Origin of the sequence: Streptomyces sp. NPDC014764 (genome assembly GCF_043082785.1) — a bacterium.
In the GTDB taxonomy this organism is placed as follows: domain Bacteria; phylum Actinomycetota; class Actinomycetes; order Streptomycetales; family Streptomycetaceae; genus Streptomyces; species Streptomyces althioticus.
This window is the reverse complement of the sequence record NZ_JBIBXY010000018.1, coordinates 17,793-43,399: the sequence shown is the minus strand read 5'-3', so window position 1 is coordinate 43,399 and position 25,607 is coordinate 17,793. Positions and strand designations below refer to the sequence as shown.

Annotated in this window: 26 protein-coding genes; 11 read left to right on the top strand and 15 right to left on the bottom strand. The window is 73.3% G+C overall.

Annotated features, from left to right (window positions below; all coding sequences use genetic code 11):
- Positions 1 to 12 precede the first annotated feature (12 nt).
- On the top strand, positions 13 to 963 hold the full coding sequence (locus ACF1AG_RS29255; protein WP_391810674.1) for a hypothetical protein: 951 nt from the start codon (positions 13 to 15) through the stop codon (positions 961 to 963).
- Between the two features lie 153 nt (positions 964 to 1,116).
- Here ACF1AG_RS29255 and ACF1AG_RS29250 read toward each other — a convergent pair whose 3' ends face one another.
- Positions 1,117 to 1,731 carry a TetR/AcrR family transcriptional regulator C-terminal ligand-binding domain-containing protein gene (locus tag ACF1AG_RS29250; protein WP_387797467.1) on the bottom strand — a complete coding sequence of 205 codons (615 nt, stop codon included), beginning with the start codon at positions 1,729 to 1,731 and terminating at the stop codon, positions 1,117 to 1,119.
- Positions 1,732 to 1,951: 220 nt separating this feature from the next.
- On the opposite strand from ACF1AG_RS29250, the gene ACF1AG_RS29245 reads away from it, so the two are divergent.
- Together ACF1AG_RS29245 and ACF1AG_RS29240 are read left to right on the top strand one after the other, a co-directional pair.
- Complete coding sequence (locus ACF1AG_RS29245; RefSeq protein ID WP_391810645.1) at positions 1,952 to 2,743, top strand: phosphatase PAP2 family protein; 792 nt, start codon at positions 1,952 to 1,954, stop codon at positions 2,741 to 2,743.
- Positions 2,740 to 3,831, top strand: a complete 1,092-nt coding sequence (locus ACF1AG_RS29240; RefSeq protein WP_391810644.1) for a hypothetical protein — start codon at positions 2,740 to 2,742, stop codon at positions 3,829 to 3,831. The genes ACF1AG_RS29245 and ACF1AG_RS29240 overlap by 4 nt, the downstream gene beginning before the upstream one ends.
- A gap of 13 nt (positions 3,832 to 3,844) precedes the next feature.
- Here ACF1AG_RS29240 and ACF1AG_RS29235 read toward each other — a convergent pair whose 3' ends face one another.
- Both ACF1AG_RS29235 and ACF1AG_RS29230 read right to left on the bottom strand, forming a co-directional pair.
- Positions 3,845 to 4,723: a glutathione S-transferase C-terminal domain-containing protein gene (locus ACF1AG_RS29235; RefSeq protein WP_391810643.1), complete on the bottom strand. Its 879-nt coding sequence runs from the start codon at positions 4,721 to 4,723 to the stop codon at positions 3,845 to 3,847.
- A gap of 116 nt (positions 4,724 to 4,839) precedes the next feature.
- Positions 4,840 to 4,989 (bottom strand): hypothetical protein, encoded by a 150-nt coding sequence (locus tag ACF1AG_RS29230; protein ID WP_387797462.1) that lies wholly within the window; start codon positions 4,987 to 4,989, stop codon positions 4,840 to 4,842.
- 521 nt (positions 4,990 to 5,510) lie between these two features.
- Between ACF1AG_RS29230 and ACF1AG_RS29225 the strand changes: the two genes are divergently transcribed.
- The 8 genes from ACF1AG_RS29225 (at position 5,511) to ACF1AG_RS29190 (ending at position 11,951) form a co-directional block, all read left to right on the top strand.
- Positions 5,511 to 6,104 (top strand): winged helix-turn-helix domain-containing protein, encoded by a 594-nt coding sequence (locus ACF1AG_RS29225; protein WP_391810642.1) that lies wholly within the window; start codon positions 5,511 to 5,513, stop codon positions 6,102 to 6,104.
- A 13-nt stretch (positions 6,105 to 6,117) separates the two neighbouring features.
- Positions 6,118 to 7,350 (top strand): acyl-CoA dehydrogenase family protein, encoded by a 1,233-nt coding sequence (locus ACF1AG_RS29220; protein ID WP_391810641.1) that lies wholly within the window; start codon positions 6,118 to 6,120, stop codon positions 7,348 to 7,350.
- 30 nt (positions 7,351 to 7,380) lie between these two features.
- On the top strand, positions 7,381 to 8,163 hold the full coding sequence (locus tag ACF1AG_RS29215; protein ID WP_391810640.1) for a TSUP family transporter: 783 nt from the start codon (positions 7,381 to 7,383) through the stop codon (positions 8,161 to 8,163).
- A gap of 66 nt (positions 8,164 to 8,229) precedes the next feature.
- Entirely contained in the window at positions 8,230 to 8,688 is a 459-nt protein-coding gene (locus tag ACF1AG_RS29210; RefSeq protein ID WP_359751669.1) for an Rrf2 family transcriptional regulator, read from the top strand.
- Positions 8,689 to 8,827: 139 nt separating this feature from the next.
- On the top strand, positions 8,828 to 8,929 hold the full coding sequence (locus ACF1AG_RS29205; RefSeq protein ID WP_359751667.1) for a putative leader peptide: 102 nt from the start codon (positions 8,828 to 8,830) through the stop codon (positions 8,927 to 8,929).
- A 177-nt stretch (positions 8,930 to 9,106) separates the two neighbouring features.
- Positions 9,107 to 10,213 carry an aliphatic sulfonate ABC transporter substrate-binding protein gene (locus ACF1AG_RS29200; protein WP_387797454.1) on the top strand — a complete coding sequence of 369 codons (1,107 nt, stop codon included), beginning with the start codon at positions 9,107 to 9,109 and terminating at the stop codon, positions 10,211 to 10,213.
- Between the two features lie 30 nt (positions 10,214 to 10,243).
- Positions 10,244 to 11,050, top strand: a complete 807-nt coding sequence (locus ACF1AG_RS29195; protein WP_359751663.1) for an ABC transporter ATP-binding protein — start codon at positions 10,244 to 10,246, stop codon at positions 11,048 to 11,050.
- On the top strand, positions 11,037 to 11,951 hold the full coding sequence (locus tag ACF1AG_RS29190; protein ID WP_391810639.1) for an ABC transporter permease: 915 nt from the start codon (positions 11,037 to 11,039) through the stop codon (positions 11,949 to 11,951). The genes ACF1AG_RS29195 and ACF1AG_RS29190 overlap by 14 nt, the downstream gene beginning before the upstream one ends.
- Positions 11,952 to 11,970: 19 nt before the next feature.
- Here the strand turns inward: ACF1AG_RS29190 and ACF1AG_RS29185 are convergent, their stop codons facing one another.
- The 12 genes from ACF1AG_RS29185 to ACF1AG_RS29130 all read right to left on the bottom strand — a co-directional run bounded on the left by ACF1AG_RS29185 (position 11,971) and on the right by ACF1AG_RS29130 (position 25,561).
- On the bottom strand, positions 11,971 to 14,133 hold the full coding sequence (locus ACF1AG_RS29185; RefSeq protein WP_387797451.1) for a discoidin domain-containing protein: 2,163 nt from the start codon (positions 14,131 to 14,133) through the stop codon (positions 11,971 to 11,973).
- 47 nt (positions 14,134 to 14,180) lie between these two features.
- The gene (locus tag ACF1AG_RS29180) at positions 14,181 to 15,761 is read right to left on the bottom strand and encodes a glycoside hydrolase family 13 protein (RefSeq protein ID WP_391810638.1); all 1,581 of its coding nucleotides are present in this window, start codon (positions 15,759 to 15,761) and stop codon (positions 14,181 to 14,183) included.
- Between the two features lie 36 nt (positions 15,762 to 15,797).
- Entirely contained in the window at positions 15,798 to 16,664 is an 867-nt protein-coding gene (locus ACF1AG_RS29175; protein ID WP_391810637.1) for a carbohydrate ABC transporter permease, read from the bottom strand.
- Entirely contained in the window at positions 16,661 to 17,611 is a 951-nt protein-coding gene (locus ACF1AG_RS29170; RefSeq protein WP_391810636.1) for a carbohydrate ABC transporter permease, read from the bottom strand. The genes ACF1AG_RS29175 and ACF1AG_RS29170 overlap by 4 nt, the downstream gene beginning before the upstream one ends.
- A gap of 2 nt (positions 17,612 to 17,613) precedes the next feature.
- Positions 17,614 to 18,957 carry an ABC transporter substrate-binding protein gene (locus ACF1AG_RS29165; protein WP_387797445.1) on the bottom strand — a complete coding sequence of 448 codons (1,344 nt, stop codon included), beginning with the start codon at positions 18,955 to 18,957 and terminating at the stop codon, positions 17,614 to 17,616.
- A 136-nt stretch (positions 18,958 to 19,093) separates the two neighbouring features.
- Positions 19,094 to 20,092: a LacI family DNA-binding transcriptional regulator gene (locus ACF1AG_RS29160; protein WP_320587676.1), complete on the bottom strand. Its 999-nt coding sequence runs from the start codon at positions 20,090 to 20,092 to the stop codon at positions 19,094 to 19,096.
- A gap of 58 nt (positions 20,093 to 20,150) precedes the next feature.
- Entirely contained in the window at positions 20,151 to 20,819 is a 669-nt protein-coding gene (locus ACF1AG_RS29155) for a GntR family transcriptional regulator (protein WP_387797443.1), read from the bottom strand.
- Positions 20,816 to 21,817: a proline racemase family protein gene (locus tag ACF1AG_RS29150; protein ID WP_391810635.1), complete on the bottom strand. Its 1,002-nt coding sequence runs from the start codon at positions 21,815 to 21,817 to the stop codon at positions 20,816 to 20,818. The genes ACF1AG_RS29155 and ACF1AG_RS29150 overlap by 4 nt, the downstream gene beginning before the upstream one ends.
- Before the next feature lie 13 nt (positions 21,818 to 21,830).
- Positions 21,831 to 22,721, bottom strand: coding sequence for a dihydrodipicolinate synthase family protein (locus ACF1AG_RS29145; RefSeq protein ID WP_391810634.1), 891 nt, complete (start codon positions 22,719 to 22,721; stop codon positions 21,831 to 21,833).
- Positions 22,718 to 24,118: an NAD(P)/FAD-dependent oxidoreductase gene (locus ACF1AG_RS29140; RefSeq protein ID WP_391810633.1), complete on the bottom strand. Its 1,401-nt coding sequence runs from the start codon at positions 24,116 to 24,118 to the stop codon at positions 22,718 to 22,720. The genes ACF1AG_RS29145 and ACF1AG_RS29140 overlap by 4 nt, the downstream gene beginning before the upstream one ends.
- On the bottom strand, positions 24,108 to 24,401 hold the full coding sequence (locus tag ACF1AG_RS29135; protein WP_391810632.1) for a (2Fe-2S)-binding protein: 294 nt from the start codon (positions 24,399 to 24,401) through the stop codon (positions 24,108 to 24,110). The genes ACF1AG_RS29140 and ACF1AG_RS29135 overlap by 11 nt, the downstream gene beginning before the upstream one ends.
- Positions 24,398 to 25,561: an NAD(P)/FAD-dependent oxidoreductase gene (locus ACF1AG_RS29130; RefSeq protein ID WP_387797434.1), complete on the bottom strand. Its 1,164-nt coding sequence runs from the start codon at positions 25,559 to 25,561 to the stop codon at positions 24,398 to 24,400. Before ACF1AG_RS29130 ends, ACF1AG_RS29135 begins: the two co-directional genes overlap by 4 nt.
- Between the last annotated feature and the right edge of the window lie 46 nt (positions 25,562 to 25,607).

Here is a 25,607-nt window from a genome sequence, read left to right as displayed (position 1 = left end):
GGCGGCGGCCGGATCGACCCGGTGCAAGGGGCCGGAGACCCGGCCGCCGGCGGGCAGGCCGCGCCGGGGCAGGTGACCGGTGGCTGGGGCGCCGGGCCCGGGTACGGCGTGCCCGGTGCGGGGCACGACGCGCCCGGTGCGGGGCAAGGTGGGAGCTGGGGGCCCGTGGAGACCCTGGGCGGCGGGATTCCCGGTCACCCCGGCTACCCCGGCTACCCCGCCACGCCCCCTCCCCCGCGCGGGCGCCGGCTGCGGATCGGGATAGCCGTCACCGTGGCCGCCGCCGTCCTGGCGAGTATCGGGGTGGGGGTGTACGCCCTCACCGACGACGGCGGGGGGCGGAGTACCGCCACCTCTCAGCAGCCCGGCGCGCCGGAGGACGACGCTCCCGATCGCGAGGGCGACGGCGGCGGCGACGAACCGCGTCGCGTCGAGAGCGGCGCCGTGACCGACTCGCTGAGCGGGATCAGTCTGCCCGTGCCCGACGGGTGGTACGGCGAGGAGTTGCAGGTCGGCGCCGCTCTCACGTCGAAGAAGTCGTACGACTGCCCCGGCGACACCTCGAAGACCTGCGTCAAGGGCGGCGCGTACTCGGCGCCTGCCGTGGTGCTCGGCACGCGCGGTGACACCGCCGAGGAGGTCGCGAAGGCGGACATCGCGGCGAACGCGGAGGAGAGCTACGGCGGCGAGGCGTACGGGCGGATCACCTCGCACGACGTGCTGGCGTCGAAGGCGGTGACCGTTGCCGGGCAGAAGGGGTACCTGGTCCGCTGGAAGGCGTCGACGCAGGAGGGGTCGGACGGTTTCGTGCAGTCCCTCGCGTTCCCGTCCCCCTCCCGCCCCGACCAGATCGTGGTCGTCCGCTTCGGCGTGGACACCGACCAGCAGCAGAAGATCCTGGACGAGATCACCGAGGGCATCGAGGTGGCCGAGGGCGGCCGCGGCAACGGGCAGGACGTCTGACGGGCCGCCGGGTCCGACGTAGTACGGCCGGGTGGGGCACCCCTCCGCTCAAGAGGTGTCCCACCCGGCCGGGTGGTGCGCCGCCCCCGTCCCCACGGTGCGGCGCGCTCGGGCCTCCGTCCGGTCGTCCCCATGACCGGCGGGGCCCGGGTCTCATTGCAGTCCGAGCGCCGGCAGCACCGCCGCCTCGACGAAGCGGAGCACGTAGTCCGGGTCCGCGTTGCGCCCCTCGAGCACGGGCCTGACCCGCAGCACCCCGAAGATCTGTGCCGGGATGTACTCCAGGGCCGGGTTGTCCGCGTCGACCTCCCCGCGCTCGACACCCCGCCGCAGGATCTCGTTCAGCGCGGCGATCTCCGGGTCGATCAGCGCCTCCCGCAGCGCCTGCGCCAGCTCACGGTCCTGGAGAACCGCGTGCCCGAGCGCCTGGAACAGCGTGGCGTCCTCGGGCGACCACTCCCCCGCGCAGCGCGCGGCCTCCCGCAGGTCCCCGGCGAGGGTGCCGGTGTCGATGAGAGCGAACCGCGCCCGTGCGCTCGACCGGAGGGCGGCGGCGACGAACTGCGGCTTGGTCCGCCACTGCCGGTAGAGGGTGGACTTGCTGCACCGCGTGCTGGCGGCGACGCCCTCCATGGTGACGGCGTCGTACCCGCACGTCCGGATCTGCTCCAGTACGGCGTCGAAGAACTCCCGCTCCCGCTCAGGCGTGATCTTCGAGCGGCGCGAGGCACCGGCCGGTCCCGGTCGGTCCGCGTCCTGCGACGTCATCGGTTCGGCTCCCTCTCCCTCGACGGAGTGTGTCGTACGCAATCGGTACTCGAGTGTACCGGTACACGACCGTATCGGTACACTGGCGTATCGGTACGGATCCGTATCGGTACGTTCGCGTATCGATCATGGTCCGCACCGATGAGCTGGACCCGGTCCCCGAGTCAGCAGCTCCGCCTGCATCACGACACGCACCACCGTCAGCGAAGGGACCGGGGGCATGCACGCGCGCGAGGAACCCGAACCCGTACCACCGGGACCCCGTACCCGCGACCGGCCGCCGCTGTTGCGCGAACTCCTGCTGGTGGCGGGCCTGTTCCTCGTCTACAAGCTGGGCCGGCAGCTCGCGGCCGGCCACACCGCCCAGGCGTACCGCAACGGCCGGGAGATCTGGGACCTGGAGCGGGCGCTGCACCTCCCCGGGGAGGGCGCGGTGCAGTCCTCACTGCTGCACGGCGACACGCTCGTCCAGCTCGCCAACACCTACTACGCGGCCGTCCACTTCCCCGCCACCGCGGCCTTCCTGGTCTGGCTCCACCTGCGCCGCCCCGGACACTACGTCTGGGCCCGGCGCGCGCTGGCGGCGGTCACCGCGGCGGCGCTGGTGCTGCACCTGGCGTACCCGCTGGCCCCGCCCCGGCTGCTCCCGGCGACGGGCCTGGTGGACACGGCGCGACTGTACGGGCCGTCGGTCTACGGACCGCCCGACGCCGACCAGTTGTCGAACCAGTTCGCGGCGATGCCGTCGCTGCACTTCGGCTGGGCGCTGATGGTGGCGATCGGCCTGATCGCCGTGACCCGGACGGCGTGGCGGTGGCTGTGGCTGCTGCACCCGCTGGTGACCCTGCTGGTGATCGTCGGAACGGCGAACCACTTCTGGCTGGACGCGCTCGCGGCGGCGGCCCTGCTCGGTCTCACGCTCGCGGTGGTACGCCGACCGCGCCGCGCCCCCGCGCCGGCGCCGGTCCCCCGGCCGAGGCGTCCGGGCGCACTCGTGGGGGCGGGCCGATGAGCGCCCTGCTGATGGCGGTCCTGCTCTCCCTGGTGTCGGCCGTCGCCTACGCCTTCGCCGCCGTGACACAGGCGCGGCTGGCCACCCGCGACTCCGGCCCCGGGGCGCTGCGGCTGCTGGGCAGCGGCGCGTGGTGGGGCGCGGTCGCCCTGAACGCGGCGGCCGCGCTGCTGCACGTCGTGGCACTGAAGTACGGCCCGCTGACGGTGGTCCAGCCGCTGGGCGCGCTCACCCTGGTCGCCGCGGTGCCGCTGGGAGCGCGGATGGCGGGGCGGCCGGTGAGCGCGGTGGAGTGGCGGGGCACTGCCCTGACCCTGGCCGGTCTGGCGGCGCTCCTCGCGGCGGCGTCCGGACCGGCGCCGGACGACGTGCTGAGCGTGCCCGAGGCGCTGGCCGTCGCGGGCGCTACGGCGTCACTGATCGGCCTGCTGTCGTGGCCCGGCAGCCGTCCCGGTCTCCGTCACGCCACGGCGTCGGGCATCGCGTCGGGGATCGCCTCCGCGCTGACGCAGACGGTGACGGTCGCGGTGACCGACCGCACCGGCCCGCTGCTCGACGTGCGCGTGATCGGGGTGGCGCTGCTGGTCGCCGTCTTCTCGGCCGGGGGCCTCCTCCTCGCGCAGACCGCGTACCGGGGCGGCCTCGGGGCCCCGTTGGCGATGGTCACGCTCGCCAACCCGCTGGCGGCGGCGGTGATCGGCCTGGGCCTGCTCGGCGAGCACCTCCGGGGCGGCGCGTCCGGCGCGGTGTTCGGCCTGGTCGGCGCCGGCCTCGCGGCGTGGGGCGTGGTCCTGCTGTCACGCGCCGCCGAGGGGACCTCCACCGGTCCGTCGGAGGCTCCGGACGAGCCGGACACACCCCCGGCGGCGGTACGCGTACCGGTTCCGGCGTCCACAGGCGCGTCCGGCTTCCCGCGCCGGACGCCTTCGGGGGTCGCGGGACCGTACGCGCCGAGCCCGGCCGTCCTCCCCCCGGCTCGCGCCCAGGACCCCACGGCTCTCCACCCCTCCCGGAGGCGGCCCGGGCTGCGACGGAGGAGGCGGCACGGGTGTCCCGGGCGGAGGGCCGGGGAGCGCCGCGCCGCCTGAAGCACGCGCTGCGTCACACGGAACGGCGGGTCGGTTCCGGCGCCCTCCGGCCGACGTACGCCGGCCAGTCCATGATCGGCACCGCCGCGCCCGCCGCCTCCGCACCCCGGCAGTGGGCGTGGTGCCGGCGGGCGATGCCGTCCAGGTCGAGGTGCGGGCCGAAGGCGGGATGCGCGGTGAGCCGCCGGGCGTAGGCCAACAGCCGCGGATGTCCGGTGATGCGGTGCACCGCCGACGCGTCCAGGTGGTGCCGGTGCACGGTGTCCAGCTGCACCAATGTGACCCACAACCGCACGTCGGCAAGAGTGAGTTCGTCGCCGAGGACGTACTCCTGGGAGGCGAGCCGCAGTTCCAGCACGTCCAGGGCGCTGAGCAGCGTGGCGAGCGCGGCGTCGCGTTCCGCGCGGTCGCCGCCGTGCAGCCCGGCCCGCTGGGCGGTCGCGTCGACGCCCTGCTCGCAGAGCCGTTCGACGGCGGCGTACGCCTCGTCGGCGTCGCGCGGGAGCAGACAGGTCCCGCGTCCGCCGAACCGCCGGGCCAGGTCCCGGACGATGTCCGGGGCGTGGGTGCTGACGACGGTCCCGGTCCAGTTGTCGTGGAGGACCGGCGCGAGGGCCGGGCCCGGGTGGAGGTGCGCACTCGCCTCGTACAGCGGGCGCAGCGCCCGGTGCCCGCCGTCGGGGGCGTCGGGCACGGCGGGCAGCAGCGTCACGGGGAGGACGTCCCCGAGGCCGAGGAGGCTGTGGGTGACCGCGATCTGGAGAGCGTGCGGACACGTGAGCGACAGGTGGAGGCGGTAGCGGTGGGGCGTGGCGTAGTACCCGCTGCGCGGGTCGTCGCCGATCCTGCCCCGGAACGGCGGCACGGCGACGGTCGGGGTCGAGGCGGACATACGTCTCCCAGGGTGCTCGGTGACGGGCGTACGGGCGTGGCACGGCGCACCGGAGGGGCCGTCGGGGCGGCCGGGATGCGGTGTCGGGGACGGAAAGGGCGAGAGAAGAGGGGGCGTCAGAGGGGCGTGGGGACGGCGTCGTCCGCGGAGCCCGTCGCGCCGCACACGCGCGCGAGGTCGATGTGCCGCCGGGACGTCAGCAGGGGCAGCCGACCGAGGGCGACACGCACGGTGTCCCCGCCGAGGTCAGGAGCTGCACGGCCCATCGCATTCCCTACTGATTCACTAGGATTCCCGTCGGGAGTCTCGAGGCAGGGCCCGCCCGCGTCAAGAGGACCGACGACCCTCCCACCCGAGCGTCTCACCATGTGAGAGCGGCGGTGCGGGAGCCTTCGCCCCCCGGGGGCGCCCCGGCAGGGACCGAGCACCGGCTCGCCCCGCCGTCGGCGCTGACGTCGGCCCGGGTCGGCTTCGAAGGCGCTCCGGCCCCGCCGACCGGCTCCGCGCGCTCAGCATGTGAGACACTCCCCTCTTTTCCTACAGATTCACTAGGAAAAGCTTGACGGTGTTCACGGGGGGTGCGCAGCATGAGGGACATGTCCCCTGTGCAGCAGCGACTCGTACGTCGTCGGCATGTCGACTTCGGTCACGTCGTCAGCGCCGCCTGCCGTCGCGCCTGAACGCACGGCCCGCACACCGGCCGCGCACTCCGGCCCCTTCCCGGCTTCGACGCACCACCCCCGCGTCCGCCGGGACCAGACTCCTTTCCCGAGGGACTGACGCCTCCATGACCACGGCACTGCCGCACCCGACCGCCTCGCTCCGCCCGCTGCCCGACACGCGCCGCCTCCACCTGGTGGCCGACGGGGTGCGGCACGACGGCGAGGACCCCGCGCCCCCGGGGCTCGTCGGCTACCTCCTGCTGGTCCCCCAGGGCACCGATCCCCTGGACCTGTTCGTGAAGGACCGGCCGCGGCCCGAGTTCCGCCCGGTGGCCGCCGGCATGACCGCGGACGTGACCGCCGGCGCGACCGCGCCGCCCGTGCGGCAGCCGGCGGACGACGCCGTCCGGATCGACACCGCGCGCCGCACCGCCGAGGTCGACGGGCGTGAACTCGACCTGACGTACTTGGAGTTCGAGCTGCTGGCGCACCTTGTGCGGCGGCCGCACCTCGTGCAGTCGCGCGAGACGCTGGTGGCGGCCGTCTGGGGCTACCACCACGTCGGCGACGGCCGGACCGTCGACGTCCACGTCGCACGCCTGCGCCGCAAGCTGGGCGCCGCCCACCGCCACCGCATCGTGACCGTCCGGTCCGTCGGCTACAAGTACGTCCCCGACCGGCAGGACACCCCCCACGCCGCACCCTGCGGCCGATCCTGAGGAGAGCGCCGCCATGTGCCCTGCCGCCGCCGCGCCGGCCAGCCCCGCGCCCCCGGCCGAACCCGTCGCGCACGGCCGGGCGCACTGGCTGCGCGTGGCCCGTGAGGCGGCGGACGACCTCGCCACGGACACCGTGGTCCGGGAACAGGCCGGCAAGGCGCCCGTCGACGAGGTGTCCCGGCTGCGCGAGGCGGGGCTGCTGACCCTGCTCACACCGGCCGGGCCGGGCGGCGCGGGCGCGGACTGGGACACGGCCTACGCGGTGGTGCGGGAGATCTCCACGGCCGACGGGGCCATAGGACAGCTCCTCGGCTCCCACTACTTCCTCTCGTGGAGCGCCCGGTTCTTCGCCGACCCCGGGACGGCCCTGCGGACGGTGGAACGCTCGGCGGCCGAACAGTGGTGCTGGGGTGGCGGGTTCGCCCCGCAGGACCCTCCGCTGACGCTTTCCCGCACGTCCCGCGGCCTGGTTCTCGGCGGCCGCCAGAACTACCCGACGGGGGTGCTGGTGGCCGACCGGCTCGCCGTGCGGGCGGTACGGGAGGACACCGGCGAGCCCCTGGCCGTCGTCGTGGACCCGGCCCGCAGGGGCGTGGTGGTCGACGCGGCGGGCGACACCTTCGGGCTGCGGCTCGCGGGCGGCGGCAGCGTGGAGTTCGACGACGTGCCGGTGGCCTCCGACGACGTCCTGGGCTCGCTGTCCGCGGACGAGGACCACCTGGTCCCCCGGGCCGCCCTGGCCGCGCCGGTGGGCCGGCTGTTCTCCGTGCAGCTGCTGCTCGGCACGGCCGAGGGGGTGCTGGCCGAGGTACGCGAGTACAGCAGGGCCGGGCACCACCCGTGGCAGCCCGTCCCGTCCGCCGGCGCGCCCGACGACCCGCAGGCACTCACCGCGTACGGCGAACTGACCGTGCTCGCCCGGTCCGCGTCCGCGCTGTGCGAGCAGGCCCTGGACGCCGTACGGCGAGGGCTGGAGCGCGGCGAGGACCTGACGTACGACGAGTACGCGGACGTGTCCGCCCTGGTGTCCATGGCCGGGACGGCGGCCTCCCGCGCGGCGCATGAGTCCGCGACCCGGGCGCTCGACATCGTCGGCCCGCGCTCGGCGTCCGCGCGGCTCGGCTTCGACCGCTTCTGGCGCAACGCCCGGACACATACCCTGTACGAGCCCGTCGCGCACCGGTTGCGTGACGTCGGGGACTACTTCCTCAACGGCGCCCACCCCCCGTTCGTGCTGCCCGCCTGACCCCTCGGGACCTTTCTCCTAGGACGTGCCGTGACCTGGTCCACCGGACTCGCCGGACTGGCAGCGGGACTGGTCATCTCGGTGGCGACCACGCCGGCCGGGGTGTCCGGCGCGGTGTTCCTGCTGCCGGTGCAGCTCAGCGTCCTCGGGGTGCCGAGCCCGGCGGTCACGCCGACGAACCTGCTGTTCAACGTGGTGGCCGGGCCCGGCGCGCTGCTGCGGCACCACCGCACGGGTCTGCTGCGCGACCCGCTGACCCGCCGTCTGGTGAGCGGCACCCTGCCCGGAGTGGTCGTGGGCGCGGCCGTGCGGGTGTTCGCCGTCCCCGGCGCCACCGTCTTCCGGCTGCTGATCGCCGTGCTGCTGGTGCCGCTCGGCCTGTGGCTGATCCGGCGCACGGTGAAGCCCGCCCAGGCGGCCGGGGGCGCCGAGCCGTCGCCGCGCGTCGTGACCGGGCTGGCCCTGGCGGTCGGCGTCGTCGGCGGGGTCTACGGCATCGGCGGAGGCTCGCTGCTCGGGCCGCTGCTGGTCGGGCGCGGCATGTCCGTCGCCAGGGTGGCCCCGGCGGCGCTCGCCTCGACGTTCGTCACCTCCGTCGCGGGCGCGGGCGCCTTCGCGCTGCTGTCCCTGGCGGGCACCGGCGACGTGGCCCCGGACTGGCACCTGGGGCTGGCCTGCGGACTGGGCGGACTGATCGGCGGGTATCTCGGGGCGCGGCTCCAGCCACGCCTTCCCGAGACCGGGCTGCGTCTGCTGCTGGGTTCCCTCGCCACCGCGGTGGGCGTCCTCTACGCCGTGCAGGCCCTCCGCTGACCCACCGCCGGGCGCCCTCCTCGACGCGGGTGGAGGGCGGCACGGGCCGTACGGGATAATGACCGCATGCGGATCTCAGCCAGGGCGGACTACGCGGTGCGCGCCGCGCTGCAACTCGCGTCGTCCGGGGACGACGGGCCGCTCAAGGCCGAGGCGATCGCCGACGCTCAGGACATCCCGCACAAGTTCCTGGAGAGCATCCTCAACGACATGCGCCGGGGCGGGCTCGTGGTGAGCCAGCGCGGCGGGAACGGCGGATACCGGCTGGCGAAGCCCGCCGACGCGATCAGCATCGCCGACGTCATCCGCGTCGTGGAGGGCCCGCTGGTCTCGGTGCGCGGCGTGCGCCCGCCCGAGCTGTCCTACTCCGGTCCCGCCGAGTCGCTGTTGCCGCTGTGGATCGCGCTGCGGTCGAACGTGCGCCAGATCCTGGAGGGCGTCTCCCTCGCCGACGTGGCGTCGGCCCGGCTTCCGGCCGGGGTGGCCGCGTTGGCGGACGCCCCGAAGGCCTGGGTGAATCCCTGATTCCGGTCGCCGAACAGGCGTTTCTCATCATGTGAGCGATCGGCGTCCATCATATGAGCAGCCTCTTGGGGTGGGGGCTGCTTTCTGCCACGATCCCTAGCAGCCAGGTAGGAAAACTAGGGATCCACAGGGGGTGGCCATGCCCGCGCGTCCGTCCGACGTCGCCGCACGCCTCCTGCTGACCTCGCGCCGCCACATCGACTTCGGCCGCACCTCCAGCGCCATCTGTCGGCCGGTCTGAGGCCCCGCCGGAACCGCACCAGCGGCCGGCGACGCCCCTGAGCCCGCTCGTTCCCCGCACCGCACGCGAAGCCGCGGCCGCCTCCCCCCGTGAGGCCGGCCCGACGGCCGCGTGCCCCTGAGCCACACCCGTACGCCGGTCTCGTCCCGAACCGCGCTCTCCCGAGAGGACACCTCCGTGTCTGCCGCACGACCGCTCACCATCCTGCGCACCGTCGCCGCCCTGGCGGCCCTCCCGCTCCTGCTCACCGCCTGCGGCTACGGGTCCGACGCCGAGGACGACGCCCCACGGGCGGAGGTCGCGGCGGACGCGAAGAAGCTCTCCGCCTCCGAGGTGAAGATCGGCTACTTCCCCAACCTCACGCACGCCACCGCACTGGTCGGCGTGCAGGAGGGCCTCCTCCAGAAGGAGTTGGGCGGCACCACGATCAAGGCGTCGACGTTCAACGCCGGTCCTTCCGAGATCGAGGCGCTCAACGCCGGGTCCATCGACATCGGCTGGATCGGCCCCTCCCCGTCCATCAACGGCTACACCAAGTCCGCCGGCAAGAACCTGCGCATCATCGGCGGTTCGGCCTCCGGCGGCGTGAAGCTCGTGGTGAACCCGGACAAGATCAAGACCCTGGACGACCTCAGGGGCAAGAAGATCGCCACGCCGCAGCTCGGCAACACCCAGGACGTGGCCTTCCTGCACTGGATCGCCGAGAAGGGCTGGAAGGTCGACGCCCAGAGCGGCAAGGGCGACGTGTCCGTGGTGCGCACCGAGAACAAGATCACCCCGGACGCCTACAAGTCCGGCTCCGTCGACGGCGCCTGGGTGCCCGAGCCCACCGCGTCCAAGCTGGTCGCGGACGGCGCGAAGGTGCTGCTCGACGAGTCCGAGATCTGGCCGGACAAGAAGTTCGTGATCACCAACATCATCGTGTCGCAGAAGTTCCTCAAGGAGCACCCGGACGTCGTCGAGGCCGTCCTGCGCGGCTCGGTGAAGACCAACGCGTGGATCAACGCCAACCCGGACGAGGCCAAGGCGTCCGCGAACAAGGCGCTGGAGAAGCTGTCCGGCAAGGCCCTGCCGGACGAGGTCCTCAACCCGGCGTGGGAGTCCATCACCTTCCTCGACGACCCGCTGGCCTCCACCCTCGACGCCCAGGCGGCCCACGCGGTGTCGGCCGGCCTGCTGGAGAAGCCCGGCCTGAAGGGCATCTACGACCTCGAGCCGCTCAACAAGGTCCTCAAGGCCGAGGGCAGGCCGGCGGTCGACGACGCCGGTCTCGGCGTCCGCTGACCACCCCGCGCCCCGACGAGATCCCAGGAGATGACGACCATGGCCACCACGATGGCCGGGACGGCCGAGGACACCACGACGGCGGAGTACGCCGCACGGGTCGGGCACGTCTCGAAGTCCTTTCCCGCTCCGGGCGCCCCGGGCGGACGGCAGCTCGTGCTGGACGACATCACCCTCGACGTCGCGCCCGGCGAGTTCGTCACCCTCCTGGGCGCCTCGGGGTGCGGCAAGTCGACACTGCTCAACCTGGTCGCCGGGCTCGACCGGCCGTCCGCCGGCACCATCGGCACCGACGGCCGGCCCGCCCTGATGTTCCAGGAGCACGCCCTGTTCCCGTGGCTCACCGCGGGCAAGAACATCGAACTCGCCCTGAAGCTGCGCGGGATGGGCAAGCCGGAGCGCCGTCAGGAGGCGGAGCGGCTGCTGGAGCTGGTGCGGCTGAAGGACGCGCACGGCAAGCGGGTGCACGAGCTGTCCGGCGGTATGCGCCAGCGTGTCGCCCTGGCCCGCGCCCTCGCCCAGGACAGCCGGCTGCTGCTGATGGACGAGCCGTTCGCCGCGCTCGACGCCATCACCCGTGACGTGCTGCACGACGAACTGACCCGGATCTGGCGGGAAACGGGCCTGTCGGTGCTGTTCGTGACGCACAACGTGCGCGAGGCGGTGCGGCTCGCCCAGCGCGTCGTCCTGCTGTCGTCCCGGCCGGGCCGCATCGCCCGGCAGTGGACGGTGGACCTGCCGCAGCCGCGCCGCCTGGAGGACTCCGCCGTCGCGGAGCTGTCCGCCGAGATCACCGAAGAACTGCGTGGGGAGATCCGCCGTCATGGCCAGCACTGAGAAAGCCGCCGCCGTCACGGGGAGGACCGCCTCGCCCCCGGACCCGGACGACCTCGCCGGTCTCGAAGCGGGCCTCGACGCGCTGGACGCGACGCAGACGGTCCGCACCCCGGTCGGACAGACGCTGCTGCGCAAGGTGCTGCCGCCGGTCACCGCCGTCGCCCTGGTGCTGGTGGTGTGGCAGGTCCTGGTGTGGGCGGAGGTCGCTCCCCCGTACAAGCTCGCCTCCCCGTCGGACGTGTGGGGCGAGGTGCGCGCGGCCTGGCTGCAGGGCACGCTGCTCGACTACATCTGGACGTCCGTCTCGCGCGGTCTGCTCGGCTTCCTGTTCGCGCTCGCCATCGGCACCCCGCTCGGTCTGCTGGTGGCACGGGTGACCTTCGTCCGGGCGGCCATCGGCCCGATCCTGTCGGGCCTGCAGTCGCTGCCGTCGGTCGCCTGGGTGCCGCCCGCCGTGATCTGGCTGGGCCTGAACGACTCGATGATGTTCGCGGTGATCCTGCTCGGCGCGGTCCCGTCCATCGCCAACGGCCTGGTGGCGGGCATCGACCAGATCCCGCCGCTGTTCCTGCGCGCCGGACGCACCCTGGGCGCGACCGGGCTGCGCGGCGCGCGGTACATCGTGATGCCCGCCGCGCTCCCCGGCTACGTGGCCGGTCTCAAGCAGGGCTGGGCGTTCTCCTGGCGATCGCTGATGGCCGCCGAGATCATCGCCTCCTCGCCCGATCTCGGCGTCGGCCTCGGCCAGTTGCTGGAGAACGGCCGCAACAACAGCAGCATGCCGCAGGTGTTCCTGGCGATCCTGCTGATCCTGTGCGTCGGCATCGCCATCGACCTGCTGATCTTCAGCCCGCTGGAGCGGCGCGTGCTGCGCGGGCGGGGTCTGCTCGTCAGCCGCTGACCCCGCCCGCTTCGCGAGGTCAGGACCCGTACACCTCCACCTCGCCGAACTGGGCGGCCGGCCAGCCGGTGTTGCCGGTGACGTGCAGCCGCAGATGGCGCAGGCCGGCGTCGACCGGAACGGTCACCGTGTTCCCGGTCGCCGGGTCGAAGCGGTGCTCCCGGGCTGCGGCCAGCGTCGTGTACGCGGAGCCGTCGGTGCTGCCCTGCACGGACAGCGTCTGGGTACGCGCCTGCCACGCGGCCTGCGGCGGCAGCTTCAGCACCACCCGGCGTACGTCGCGGGTGGCGCCCAGGTCGACCGTCAGGGTCTGCGGGAAGGCGTGGTTGGCGGACTCCCAGTAGGTGTTCGGGTCACCGTCGACCGCCTTGCCGGGGGTGTACACGTCCTGCGAGCCGGTGGCGGTGGCCGGGCGGTTCAGGGCCAGGTTGCGGTCCGGGCCGGGCTGCGGCTCGCCCTGGCCGGGCTCGGGCCAGGTGGAGCAGTCCTGCCAGGTGCTGTCCCAGCCGGAGTTGCCGCCGCCGTCGGTGACGGTGAAGGCGCCGGATCCCGCGGGGTAGGGGCAGTTGTAGATCCCGGCCGAGCCGACGCCCGTCGCGGTGACGTTCCGGAAGGTGGCGGCGCCCTGGGTCTCCGCCTGTACGACGACCGTCCCGACCCGGTTCACGGTGGCGCCGTCGACGGTGATGTTCCGTGCGGCGAGGCCGCGTCCGCCGCCGGAGACGAACTCGAAGGCGCTGTACGGGCTGTCGGTGATCGTGGTGTTCGTGATCCGCACCTGGGCCTCGACGGCGCTGTCGTAGGAGTCGACGCGCAGGGCGGCCATCGGATGGTTCCAGTTGGGGTTCATCGCTCCCGTGCGGACCAGCGTGTTGCCGTCGACGGTGATGGTGCCGGACAGCGGGTGGAACGGGTCCAGGAACTTCTGGTTGGAGATGGCGATGCCGCTGCCGAGGGCGTTGGTGTCGGCGATCAGGTTGTTCCGGACGGTGATGTCGGTGCCGCCGTAGATCGCGATGCCGTTGGCGAGGTTCGGCTGGGTGATCGTGTTGTTCTCGAAGACGCTGTTCACGTCGGGCGCGTTCAGCGACCACATGGCGAGGGCGTCGTCGCCCTGGTTGCGCAGGAAGTTGTTGCGGACCTTCACCCCGCGGGCGTTGCCGTTGAGGTTGAGACCGTCGGCGGTCATGTCGAGGAAGCGGCTGTTCTCGACGACGAGGTTGTCGTTGTTCCCGGTCAGCCAGAGACCCACCTTGAGGTGCTGGAGCCACATGCCGGAGACGGTCGAGTCCGGGCCCAGGGAGCCGTTGACGAAGTTGTCCGGGTTGGCGTCGACGCGTTCGGTGACCTCGCCGATCACGGCGAAGTCCTTGATGTGGACCTTGCCGGAGGAGGTCGTCTGGTCGATGAAGCGGGAGCTGCGCACGACTGAGTGCCAGTGGCCCGCGCCCCGGAGGGTGACGTTCTGGACGCCGTTCAGGGACGAGGTCAGCCGGTACTCCCCCGGCGGGATCCACACGGTCCCGCCCTGGGCGGCGGCGACGGCCTCCCGGAACGCCTGGGTGGAGTCGCCCTGCCCGGTGGGGTCGGCGCCCTTGTCGGTGACGGAGACGGAGCCGGAGGGGCGGGCGGCGGCGCCGGGTGCCTGCTCGAAGTCGGCCACGTCGACCGTCACTTGGACGTCGCCGGCCTGGAGGGCGACGGTGTCGCCCGCCTGGACGTCACGGCCGAGCAGCATGCGCGCGTTGGCGTAGAGGTGGTGGGTGCGGGCGCCCGGGATCCACGGGGTGTCCACGTAGCTGTACTTGGAGGTGACCGGCAGGGTCCGGTCGAGGCGCTGTCCGTTGACGTACACGTCCAGCGAGCCGGACCGGCCGTCGGGGACGCTGTACGCCACGGTGACGGCGTTGGCGGCGCGCGGCACGGTGAACTCCACGCGCTGCCCCGCGTTCAGGCGGACCGCCTGGCGGCCGGACGCCTCGGAGGCGAGGGTGCCCTGGGTGTGGTCCGGGCCGATGCGGCTTCCGGTGTGGGTGGCGGACTCGGCCTCGACGGAGGTGAAGGGGAGGGTGGCGCCGGCCGCGGCGCGGGCGGGCGCCGGGGCGACGGCGACGAGCAGGCCGGCGGTGAGGGCGACGGCGGTGGCCGCCGCCGACACGCCTCTGACGGTGGGGGTGGTCATGGTGCTGGTCCCTTCGTGTGGGGGTGCGGGAACAGACGGGGCGCGGCTCAGGCGCGGAGCCACACCGCGGTGTCGCCGGGCAGCCGTCCGGCGTCGTCGAGTGGGCGGCTGGCCAGGAGCAGCGCGGAGTGGGCGGGGAGGTCGGCGGGTGTGTCCGAGAGGTTGACCACGCACAGGGCGTCGGCGCGGGCGAAGACGAGGACGCCTTCCGGTGCGGGCAGCCAGGTCAGCGGGCCGTCGCCGAACACGGGTCGCAGTCTGACCGCCTCGCGGTAGAGACGGAGCACGGAACCGGGGTCCTCGGCCTGCAGGTCGGCCGCGTAGGCGGCCCAGCCGTCGGGCTGCGGCAGCCAGGGCTCGCCGCCGAATCCGGCGTACGGCTCGCCGGCCGACCAGGGCAGCGGGACCCTGCATCCGTCGCGGCCGGGGTCGGTGCCGCCGGAGCGGGCGTGCATCGGGTCCTCGATGCGGTCCAGCGGGATGTCCGCCTCGGGCAGTCCCAGCTCCTCGCCCTGGTAGACGTAGACGGCGCCGGGCAGGGCGAGGGACAGCAGGGCGGCGGCGCGGGCCCGGCGGGTGCCCAGGGCCGGGTCGGTCGGGGTGCCGAAGGCCTTGGTGGCGAAGTCGAAGCCGGTGTCGGAGCGGCCGTAGCGGGTGACGGTGCGGGTGACGTCGTGGTTGCACAGCACCCAGGTGGCGGGGGCGCCGACGGGGGCGTGCTCGGCGAGGGTGTCGTCGATGGAGGTGCGCAGGCGCGCGGCGTCCCAGGGGCAGGTCATGAAGGAGAAGTTGAACGCGGTGTGCAGTTCGTCGGGGCGCAGGTAGCGGGCGAAGCGTTCGGTGTCGGGGAGCCAGACCTCGCCGACGAAGACGGCCCCGTACTCGTCGGCGACGGCCCGCCAGGCGCGGTACACGTCGTGGAGTTCGTCGCGGTCGACGTAGGGGTGCGGGTCGCGGCCCGCGGTGAAGTCGGGCAGCTCGGGGTCCTTGGCGAGCAGCGCGGCGGAGTCGATGCGGACGCCGGCGACGCCCCGATCGAACCAGAAGCGCAGGATGTCCTCGTGCTCCTGGCGGACGGCGGGATGCGCCCAGTTGAGGTCGGGCTGCTCGGGTGCGAACAGGTGCAGGTACCAGTCGCCGTCCGGGAGCCTGGTCCAGGCGGGGCCGCCGAACTCGGACTGCCAGTCGTTGGGCGGGAGTTCGCCGTGGGCGCCACGGCCGGGGCGGAAGTGGAAGAGCTGCCGTTCGGGGCCGCCCGCCAGTGCCGCGCGGAACCAGGGGTGCTGGTCGGAGACGTGGTTGGGGACGATGTCGATGATGGTCAGGATGCCCAGTTCCCGTGCCTCGGCGATGAGTTTCTCCGCCTCGGCCAGGGTGCCGAAGGCGGGGTCGATCGCGCGGTAGTCGGCGACGTCGTAGCCGCCGTCCTTCATCGGGGACCGGTACCACGGGTTGAACCACAGCGCGTCGACGCCCAGTTCGGCGAGGTACGGCAGCCGGGCGCGGACGCCGGCCAGGTCGCCGGTGCCGTCGCCGTCGCCGTCGGCGAAGCTGCGGACGTACACCTGGTAGATGACGGCGGAGCGCCACCAGCCGTCGTCGGTGGCAGGGGTGGGCTGTCGTCCCACGTGGGTGCCTCTCTCTTCTGTGGACGGGGGCCGGTGTCAGCCCTTGGTGCTGCCCGCGCTGATCCCGGCGATGATGTGCCGCTGGAAGACGAGGAACAGCGCGACCATGGGGATGCTGGCGATCACCATCGCGGCGATCAGCACGGTGAGCTGGATGTTCTGCGACAGCTGGACGAGGGCCACGCTGATGGGCTGCTTGTCGGTGTCGGAGAAGACCATCAGCGGCCAGAGGAAGTCCTGCCATACTGCGACCAGCGCGAAGATCGACACCACGCCGAGCACCGGCCGCGACATGGGCAGCACGATCGACCAGAGGATGCGCAGCTTGCCCGCGCCGTCGATCTCGGCGGCCTCCAGGACGTCCCTGGGCAGCTGGTCGAAGAACCGCTTGAGCAGGTACAGGTTGAAGGCGTTGGCGACGGCCGGCAGCCAGATGGCGAGCGGGTCGTTGAGCAGTCCGAGGTCCGCGACGGTCAGGTACTTCGGCACGACGAGGGCCTGGGCGGGAACCATCAGCGTGGCGAGGATGCCGCCGAGGATCAGGGTGCCGAAGGCCGGGCGGAGCTTGGACAGGGCGTAGGCGGCGGCCGTGCAGAACACGAGCTGGAAGGTCCAGGCGCCGGCCGCCTGGACCACCGTGTTCCACAGATGCGTGGGCAGCTGCATCAGCTCCCAGGCGTCGGCGTAACCGGCGGTGCTCCAGCTCTCGGGGACGAGGGTGGGAGGGGTGCGGGCCACCTCGTCCGGCGACTTCATCGCGCCCGTGGCCATCCAGAACACCGGGAACAGGAACGCGAGCGTGAACAGCAGGACGACTCCGGTGAAGACCGTCCAGTAGACGGCCCTGCCGCGCGGGCGGGCCAGGACCGCCGGTGACACCAGGGTGCGGGTGCCGCTGCTCATACGGCCTCCTCTCCGGAACGGGTGAGGCGGAGGTAGACGGCGGAGAACGCGCCGAGCAGGGCGAGCAGCATGACGCTGAGTGCGCAGGCGCCGCCGAAGTCGTTGTAGAGGAAGGCGTACTTGTAGATGAGGTAGAGGACGGTGACGGTGGCGTTCTCCGGGCCGCCCCCGGTGATCACGAACGGTTCGGTGAACACCTGCATGGTGGCGATGATCTGCAGCAGCATCAGCATGAGGATCACGAACCGGGTCTGCGGGACGGTGACGTGCCGGACGCGCTGGAGCAGGTTCGCCCCGTCGAGTTCGGCGGCCTCGTACAGCTCGCCGGGGATGGACTGGAGCGCGGCGAGGTAGATGAGCACGGTGCCGCCCATGTTGGCCCAGGTGGCGACGATCACCAGGGAGACCAGGGCCGTGTCGGCGCCGTTGGACCAGTTCGAGGTCGGCAGGTGGAGGAGGCGCAGCGCCTCGTTGGCGAGGCCGGCGCCCGGGTCGTAGAACCACTTCCACAGCAGGGCGCTCACCACGGGCGGGATCATCACCGGCAGGTAGACGACGACCCGGAAGAACGCCTTGGCGTGGCGGAGTTCGTTGAGGACGAGGGCCAGCACGAAGGGGACCGCGAAGCCGATCAGCAGGGCGAGCAGGGTGAAGGTGAGGGTGTTGCGCCAGGCGGCGGCGAACTCGGGGTCCTGCCAGACGCGGGTGAAGTTGGCGGTGCCGACCCATTCGGGGTCCGAGCCGGGCGTGTACTTCTGGAAGGCGATCACGACGGCGCGGACCGCGGGGTACCAGGAGAACAGCGCGAAGCAGATCAGCCCGCCGAGGAGGAAGCCGTACGCGCGCAGGTGGTCGGTGAGGCGGCGCCGCCTGCGGTCACCCGCAGGGGGCGGCGCCTTCACCGGACGGACCCGCACTGCGGGCGGCCGTTCGGCCGTCTTCGTCACCGTCAGCTCCGGGAAAGGATGCCGTCGATCTTGGCGGCGGCGTCCTTCAGCAGCTGGTCGATGTCGGCGTCCTCCTTGGTGAGGACGGCGGAGACGACGCCGTCGAGGACGGAGTAGAGCTGCTGGGCGTTCGGCGGCTCGATCTTCATCTCGAGCTTCTGGTTGCCGTCGAGGAAGGCCTGGTAGTTCCCCACCGGGACATTGGCGTGGGCCTCCTTGACCTGCTGGTCCCTGGCGTCGGCGGCGCCGGTGAACAGGCGCGGCTCGGGCAGGCCGACGGGGGCGTCGTGCTGCTTGGCGCGGGCGTAGTCGCCGAGGAACCCGTCGCCGGGGGTGAGGAACATGTGGTCGAGCCACTGGAGGCCGGCGCGGATCTGCTCGGGGGTGGCCTTCTTGCTGAACATGTAGCCGTCGCCGCCGACGAGGGTGGCCTTGCCGCCGGGCATGGGGGCGATGGCGATGTTCTCGTACTCGGCGCCCTTCTCCTTCACCAGGATCGGGATGTTGTCGGGGGCAGCGAGGTACATGCCGAGCTTGCCGGAGCCCATCATCTGCTGGGCGTCATTGATGACGAGCAGCTGCTTGCTGCCCATCGACTCGTCCTTCCACCGCATGTCGTGGAGGGTCTGCAGCACGGCGCGTCCCTCGGGGGTGTCGACGGTCGCCTTCTCGCCGTCGGCGCTCACCACCTCCCCGCCCTGGGAGTACAGCTCGGCGGTGAAGTGCCAGCCGCCCTGGTTCTGCGCGCTGTAGTCGGCGTATCCGACGACGCCGTCGCCGAGGGCAGCGATCCTCTTGGCGGCGGTGCGGACCTCGTCCCAGGTGGCGGGCGGGGTGTCGGGGTCGAGACCGGCCTTCTCGAACAGTTCCCGGTTGTAGATCAGGCCCATGGAGTAGCCGGTGCGGGGGATGCCGTAGACCTTGCCGTCGACGGTGTAGATGTCGCGGAGCTGCTGCTGGATGGTGCCGTAGCTCTTGAGCTCCTTGACGTACGGGGTGAGGTCGGCGGCCTGGTCGATGTCGACGACGTGCCGGGCGTCCGTGAAGTACGTGTAGAACACGTCCTCCATCTGGCCGCCGGCGAGCTTGGCGTCGAACGTCTTGGGGTCCTGGCAGGGGAACGCGTCGTGCGGGACGACGTCGATGTCCGGGTTCTTCTTCTCGAAGGCGGCGATCTCGTCCTCGAAGAACTGGCGGTCGACCTTGGCGCTCTTGGGCGGCATGCAGTTGACGGTGATGCGTGTCTTGCCGTCGGCGGCGTCGTCGCCGCCCGAGCCGCAGGCCGTCAGCGCGAGGGCGCCGACGCCGAGCGCGACGAGGGTACGGCTGATCCCGGTGCTTCTCATCGGTGGACCCCTTACGGGACAGGAGCGAGTGAACCCCTCGGAACAGGAGCGGTGGGCGGGGCACACTCAAGCACCGACAACATCGGTCCGCAATATGTCGCGCAGAATTTGCAATTATTCGACAGTTGACGGCAGGTCAGCCGCGCGGTGCCTGTCCGGTCGAGCCGCGCACCACCAACTCGGGCTCGAACAGGAGCTCTTCCGGCGCCACCGTGCTGCCGCTGATCTGAGCGTTGAGCAGTTCCACCACCGCCTTGCCCATGGCCTCGATGGGCTGGCGCACGGTGGTGAGCGGGGGTTCGGTGCAGTTCATCAGCGCGGAGTCGTCGTACCCGACGACGGAGATCCGGCCCGGGACGTCGAGCCCCTTTCGCCGGGCGGCGCGCACGACGCCGAGGGCGAGGGGGTCGCTGGCGCAGATGAAGCCGGTGACGCCCCGCTCGATGAGCCGGGTGGCCGCGGCGTGGCCGCCCTCGATGGAGAACATGGCGCGGGCGACGTGCTCCTCGGGCACCTCGCCGGCCACCGCCCGCGCGGCCGCCAGCTTGCGCGCCGACGGCACGTGGTCGCCGGGGCCGAGCACCAGGCCGATGCGTTCGTGCCCGAGGGAGGCGAGATGGCGCCAGGCCTGCTCCACGGCCACGGCGTCGTCGCACGACACGGCCGGGAAACCGAGGTGTTCGATGGCCGCGTTGACGAGGACGACGGGAATGTTGCGCTCGGCGAGCTGCCGGTAGTGGTCGTGGGGGGCGTCGGCCTGTGCGTACAGGCCGCCGGCGAACACCACGCCGGACACCTGCTGTTGCAGCAGCAGCGTGACGTAGTCCGCCTCGGAGACCCCGCCCCGGGTCTGGGTGCACAGCACGGGGGTGAGTCCGAGCTGGGCCAGCGCGCCGCCGATGACCTCGGCGAAGGCGGGGAAGATCGGGTTCTGCAGCTCGGGCAGGACCAGGCCGACCAGCCGGGCGCGCTCGCCGCGCAACTGGGTGGGCCGCTCGTAGCCGAGCACGTCGAGGGCGGAGAGCACCGCCTGCCGGGTCGCCTCGGAGACTCCCGGCTTGCCGTTGAGCACCCGGCTGACCGTGGCCTCGCTGACCCCGACCTTCTTCGCCACCACAGCAAGTCGTCGCGTCATGGCCGCAAGCGTAGCGTAAGATACGCAAGCTGCTTGCGTAATCGCGCAAGACTCCGAGTCAGGGCGCTGCCCACAGCCCTCTCACATGCCCGAGGTGACGGGTCATCACCGCGCGTACGGTGCCGGTGTCCCGGGCGAGCAGCGCGTCGAGGAGTTCGAGGTGCTCCTCCGCCGACGCCCGCAGCCGCCCTTGCTCCGCCAGCGCGGTCAGCCCGTACAGCCGGGAGCGGCGGCGCAGGTCCCGGACCACCTCGACGAGATGGGCGTTCCCGGCGAGCGCGAGCAGGCCGAGGTGGAAGCGCCGGTCGGCGTCGATGTACCCGATGAGGTCCCCGGCCGCCGCGGCGGCGACGATCTCCCCGGCGACCGGACGCAGTGCGGCGAGCGCGGCCGGGTCGGCCGTGACGGCCAGCGCCGCCGTGGTCGGGATCTCGATCAGGGCGCGTACGTGCTTGTACTCGTCGAGCTGCCGCTCGGAGACGGCGGTGACCCGGTACCCCTTGTTGGGGACCGCGTCCACCAGCCCTTCCTTGGCGAGGTCGAGCAGCGCCTCGCGCACGGGCGTGGCGGAGACGCCGAAGCGGGCCGCGAGCCCCGGCGCCGAGTACACCTCGCCGGGCCGCAGTTCACCGGCGGTCAGCGCGGCCCGCAGGGCGTCCGCGACCCGCTCGCGGTAGCTGGGCCCGCGTCCGCCGAGCGCGGGCAGGGCGGGGCCGCCGGCGGTCACAGGACGAACCCCGCGGGGAACGGGTCCGTCGGGTCCAGCAGGTACTGGGCGGTGCCCGTGATCCAGGCGCGTCCGGTGAAGCTGGGCAGCACGGCGGGGCTCCCGGCCACCTCGGTGGTGCCGAGCAGCCTGCCCGTGAACCGGGTGCCGATGAAGGACTCGTTGACGAACTCGGTGTGCAGCGGGAGTTCGCCGCGGGCGTGCAGCTGGGCCATGCGGGCGCTGGTCCCGGTGCCGCACGGCGAGCGGTCGAACCAGCCGGGATGGATCACCATGGCGTGCCGGGAGTGCCGGGCGGTGGAGCCGGGCGCGGTCACCTGGACGTGGTGGCAGCCGTGGATGGACGGGTCCTCCGGGTGGACGGGCTCACCCTCGGCGTTGATCGCCTCCATGAGGGACAGCCCGGCCGCCAGAATCTCGTCCTTGCGGGACCGCTCGAAGGGCAGCCCGAACCGCTCCAGCGGCAGGACGGCGTAGAAGTTCCCGCCGTACGCCAGGTCGTAGGTGACCGTGCGCCCGTCCGGCAGGGTCACCTCGCGGTCCAGGGCGACGGCGAACGAAGGCACGTTGCGCAGGGTCACGGCGGTGGCGGAGCCGTCCGCGACCTCCACCTCGGCGACGACGACACCGGCGGGGGTGTCCAGGCGCACGGTGGTGACCGGCTCGACGACCTCGACCATGCCCGTCTTCACCAGCACGGTCGCCACGCCGATGGTGCCGTGCCCGCACATCGGCAGGTAGCCGGACACCTCGATGTAGACGACGCCCCAGTCGCAGTCGGGCCGGGTCGGCGGCTGGAGGATCGCGCCGCTCATGGCCGCGTGGCCCCGCGGCTCGTTCATCAGCAACTGCTTCACGTGGTCCCGGTGTTCACGGAACCACAGGCGTCGTTCGTTCATCGTGGCACCCGGGATGACGCCGATGCCGCCGGTGATCACACGGGTGGGCATGCCCTCGGTGTGCGAGTCGACGGCGTGCAGGACGAGTGAGCTGCGCATCTCCCTGCCCCCTCTACGCCGGTCCGGCCGCGACGGCCTTCTCGGTTGCGGCGCGCACGGCCGCCTCCTGCTCCGGGTCCAGCGGGACACGCGGCGGGCGGCAGGGCCCGCCGTGACGGCCGACGAGGTCCATCGACAGCTTGATCGCCTGCACGAACTCCACGCGCGAGTCCCAGCGCAGCAGGGGGTGCAGCTGCCGGTACAGCGGCAGCGCGGTGGCGAGGTCCCCGCCGGCCGCGGCGCGGTACAGCTCCACACAGGTGCGGGGCACGGCGTTGGGGTACCCGGCGATCCAGCCCTTCGCCCCGGCGACGGCGAGCTCCAGCAGTACGTCGTCGGCGCCGGCCAGCAGATCGAGTTCCGGCGCGAGTTCGGCGATCCGGTAGGCGCGGCGCACGTCACCGGAGAACTCCTTGACGGCGCGGACGTACCCCTCGCCGTGCATGCGGGCGAGCAACTCCGGCACCAGGTCGACCTTGGTGTCGATCGGGTTGTTGTACGCGACGACGGGCAGCCCGGTGCGGGCGACCTCGGCGTAGTGGGCGAGGACGGACCGTTCGTCGGCGCGGTAGGCGTTGGGCGGCAGGAGCATCACCGCCCGGCATCCGGCCTCGCCGGCCTGCTCGGCCCAGCGGCGCGCCTCGGCGGATCCGTAGGCGGCGACCCCGGGCATCACCCGCTCCCCGCCGACGGCGGCCACGGCCGTCTCGACGACACGGGCCCGCTCCTCGGGGGTGAGCACCTGGTACTCCCCCAGGGACCCGTTCGGCACGACCCCGTCGCACCCGTTCGCCACGAGCCACGAACAGTGCTCGGCGTACCGGTCGAGGTCGACGGTCAGATCGTCGCGCAGGGGCAGCGCGGTGGCGACGAGGACTCCCCGCCAGGGGCGGTGGTCGGTCATGGTGATCCTTCCTCGGGGCGCGGACGGTCGTCGTGCGAGGTGGTCCGGTGGTGCTGTGCCGCCAGGACGCCCAGGGGCACCGGGCGGGCGAAGGGGCGGCGGGCCGGTGCGGGCGGGAGGCCGGTGACGGCCGCCACCCCCGAGGCGCACATGCGTCCCTGGCACCAGCCCATTCCCGCGCGGGTGAGCAGCTTGACCGTGCGGGTGTCGCCGGCGCCGAGGGTGAGGGCCTCGCGGACGGCGCCCGCGGTGACCTCCTCGCAGCGGCAGATCACCGTGTCGTCCGGGACGTCCTCGCCCCAGTGGGCGGGCGGGCTGTGCAGGGCGTGCAGGGCCGCCGCGGCCGTACGCCCCCGGGAGCGGGCCCGGGCGGCCGGCGCCCAGGCGTCCGCGTCGGGCGCCGTGCCGCGCAGCCGGGCCGCGATCGAGCGTCCCGCGATGTGCCCTTCGGCCAGCGCGAGTGCCGCGCCGCCGATGCCCGTGGCCTCCCCGGCCGCCCACACCCCCGGTGCGTCGGTGCGCTGTTCGGCGTCGACGGCGACGGCGTGGCCGTCGAGCCGGCAGCCGAGGGTCTCCGCGAGGTCGGTGTGCGGCAGCATGCCGTGTCCCACCGCGAGGGCGTCGCACGGCAGCAGCCGCTCGGTACCGGGCCGGACGCGGCCCCGCGCGTCGAGGGCGGCGACGGTGACGCCGGTCAGCCGGTCCTCCCCGTGGGCGCGGACCACGGTGTGCCGGGTGAGCACCGGTACGCGGTGGCGCAGCAGGCGCGCCGCGTACCCCGCCGCCTCGGGCAGCCTGCCGGCCAGGGCGCGGGCGTGGCGTGGCAGGCGTGCGGGGTCGGAGGACTCGACGAGCGCGGCGACGCGGACGCCCGCCGCCGCGAGTCCGGTGGCCACGGGCAGCAGCAGCGGGCCGGCCCCGGCGACCACGGCCGTGTGCCCCGGGGTGACGAGACCGCCCTTGAGCATGGCCTGCGCGCCGCCCGCCGTGACGACGCCCGGCAGGGTCCAGCCGGGGAACGGCAGCACCGTCTCGTACCCGCCGGTGGCGAGGAGCACGGCGTCGGCGCGCAGTTCGACGGATTCCCGCTGTTCCGGCCCGAGCAGCGCGTGCACCGTCAGCCCTGCGGACTCCCGCTCGACACACCACACATGGTGCTCCGGCCGTACGTCGACGGTGCTCGCCGCGAGGGCGTCCCGCAGCCGGGTCCAGGTGCGCGGCCCGTGCCGCGGGACGGCGCCTTCCGTGTCAAGGCCGGGCGCGGGCTGCCGGAAGTACTGTCCGCCGGGCCCCGGCGCCGCGTCGACCAGCGCGACCCGGATGCCGCGCCGCGCCGCCGCGAGGGCCGCGGCGATGCCCGCCGGGCCCGCGCCGATCACCGCGAGGTCAGTCCTCATGGCCGGTGCCCTCCTGGGTGCGGATGACGTCCCCCGGGCGCGCCGGCACCAGGCACGCGCGTTGGTTCGGGCGGCCGTTGACGGTGACGAGGCAGTCGAAGCAGACGCCGATGCCGCAGAACACCCCGCGAGGGCGCCCGCCGTCGCGGGTGGTGCGCCAGGTGGTGACGCCGGCCGCCCAGAGCACCGCGGCGACCGTCCGCCCGGGCAGCGCCTCGACCGGCCGCCCGTCGAAGGTCACCTCGAACGCCCGCCCCGTGCCGTCGCCTTCGGGAGTTCTCACCGCGCGGCCTCCTTCGTCGGGCGGGGGAAGCGGTCGGGCCGGAAGGGCGCGAGGTCCAGCTCGGGCGACTTCCCGGTGAGCGCCTGTGCGATCAACAGCCCCGTGCCCGGCGCCAGCCCGATGCCGGCGCCCTCGTGCCCGCAGGCGTGGAACAGCCCCGGCGCCCGCGGGTCGGGGCCGATCGCCGGAAGATGATCGGGCAGGTACGGCCGGAACCCGGCGTACGTGCGCAGGGCGCGCACCCCGGACAGGAACGGGAACAGCCGGGTCGCCCCCGCGGCCAGCGCCCGCACGGCGCCGAGCGACAGGGAGCGGTCGAACCCGACGCGTTCGCGGCTGGCGCCGACGAGGACCGGTCCCGCGGCCGTCCCCTCCACCACCGGGGAGGTCAGCAGGTCCGCCGTGTCGCCCGCGACGTCGGCGACGTAGTCGGCGGCGTACACCTTGTGCCGGATGCGGGGCGGCAGCGGCTCGGTGACGAGGACGAAGCCGCGCCTGGGCATGACCGGCAGGAACACGCCGGCCCGGGAGGCGAGTTCGCCGCCCCAGGTGCCGGCCGCGTTGACGACCGCGGGGGCGTGGAGGTCGCCGCGCGGGGTGCGGACGCCGCGCACGGTGCCGTCGCGGGCGCGCAGGACGCTGGTCACCTCGCGGCCGGTGAGGAGGCGGGCGCCGGACGCCTTCAGCAGGTGCGCCGCCGCGAGGGCGGGCATCACCTGGGCGTCCTGCGGGTAACGCACCCCGCCCGGGAGGCCGGGCGCGAGGCGCGGTTCGAAGTCGTGGAGACGGCCGGCGGGCACGGGTTCGGCCGTCACCCCGGCCGCGCGCTGGACGTCGGCGAACGCCCGCAGCCCGTCGTACGCCTCGGGGGTCTCCGCGACGACCAGGCCGCCCTTGGCGTCGTACTCGACGTCGGGGCCGTGGTGCGCGGCGAGCTCCGCCCACAGCCGGAGGGACAGCAGCGCCAGATCGAGCTCGGGTCCGGGCGCCTTGTCGGAGACGAGGAGGTTCCCCTCCCCCGCGCCGGTCGTCCCGCCGGCCACGGGGCCGCGGTCCACGACGGTGACGTCGAGTCCGGCGCGAGCCGCGTACAGGGCGCAGGCGGCGCCCGTCATCCCGGCGCCCACCACCACGACATCGCAGGTCAGCGACTCGCTCACGCCAGTACTATGTCACACATCACACGGGCGGGGAACAGGGCGGGAA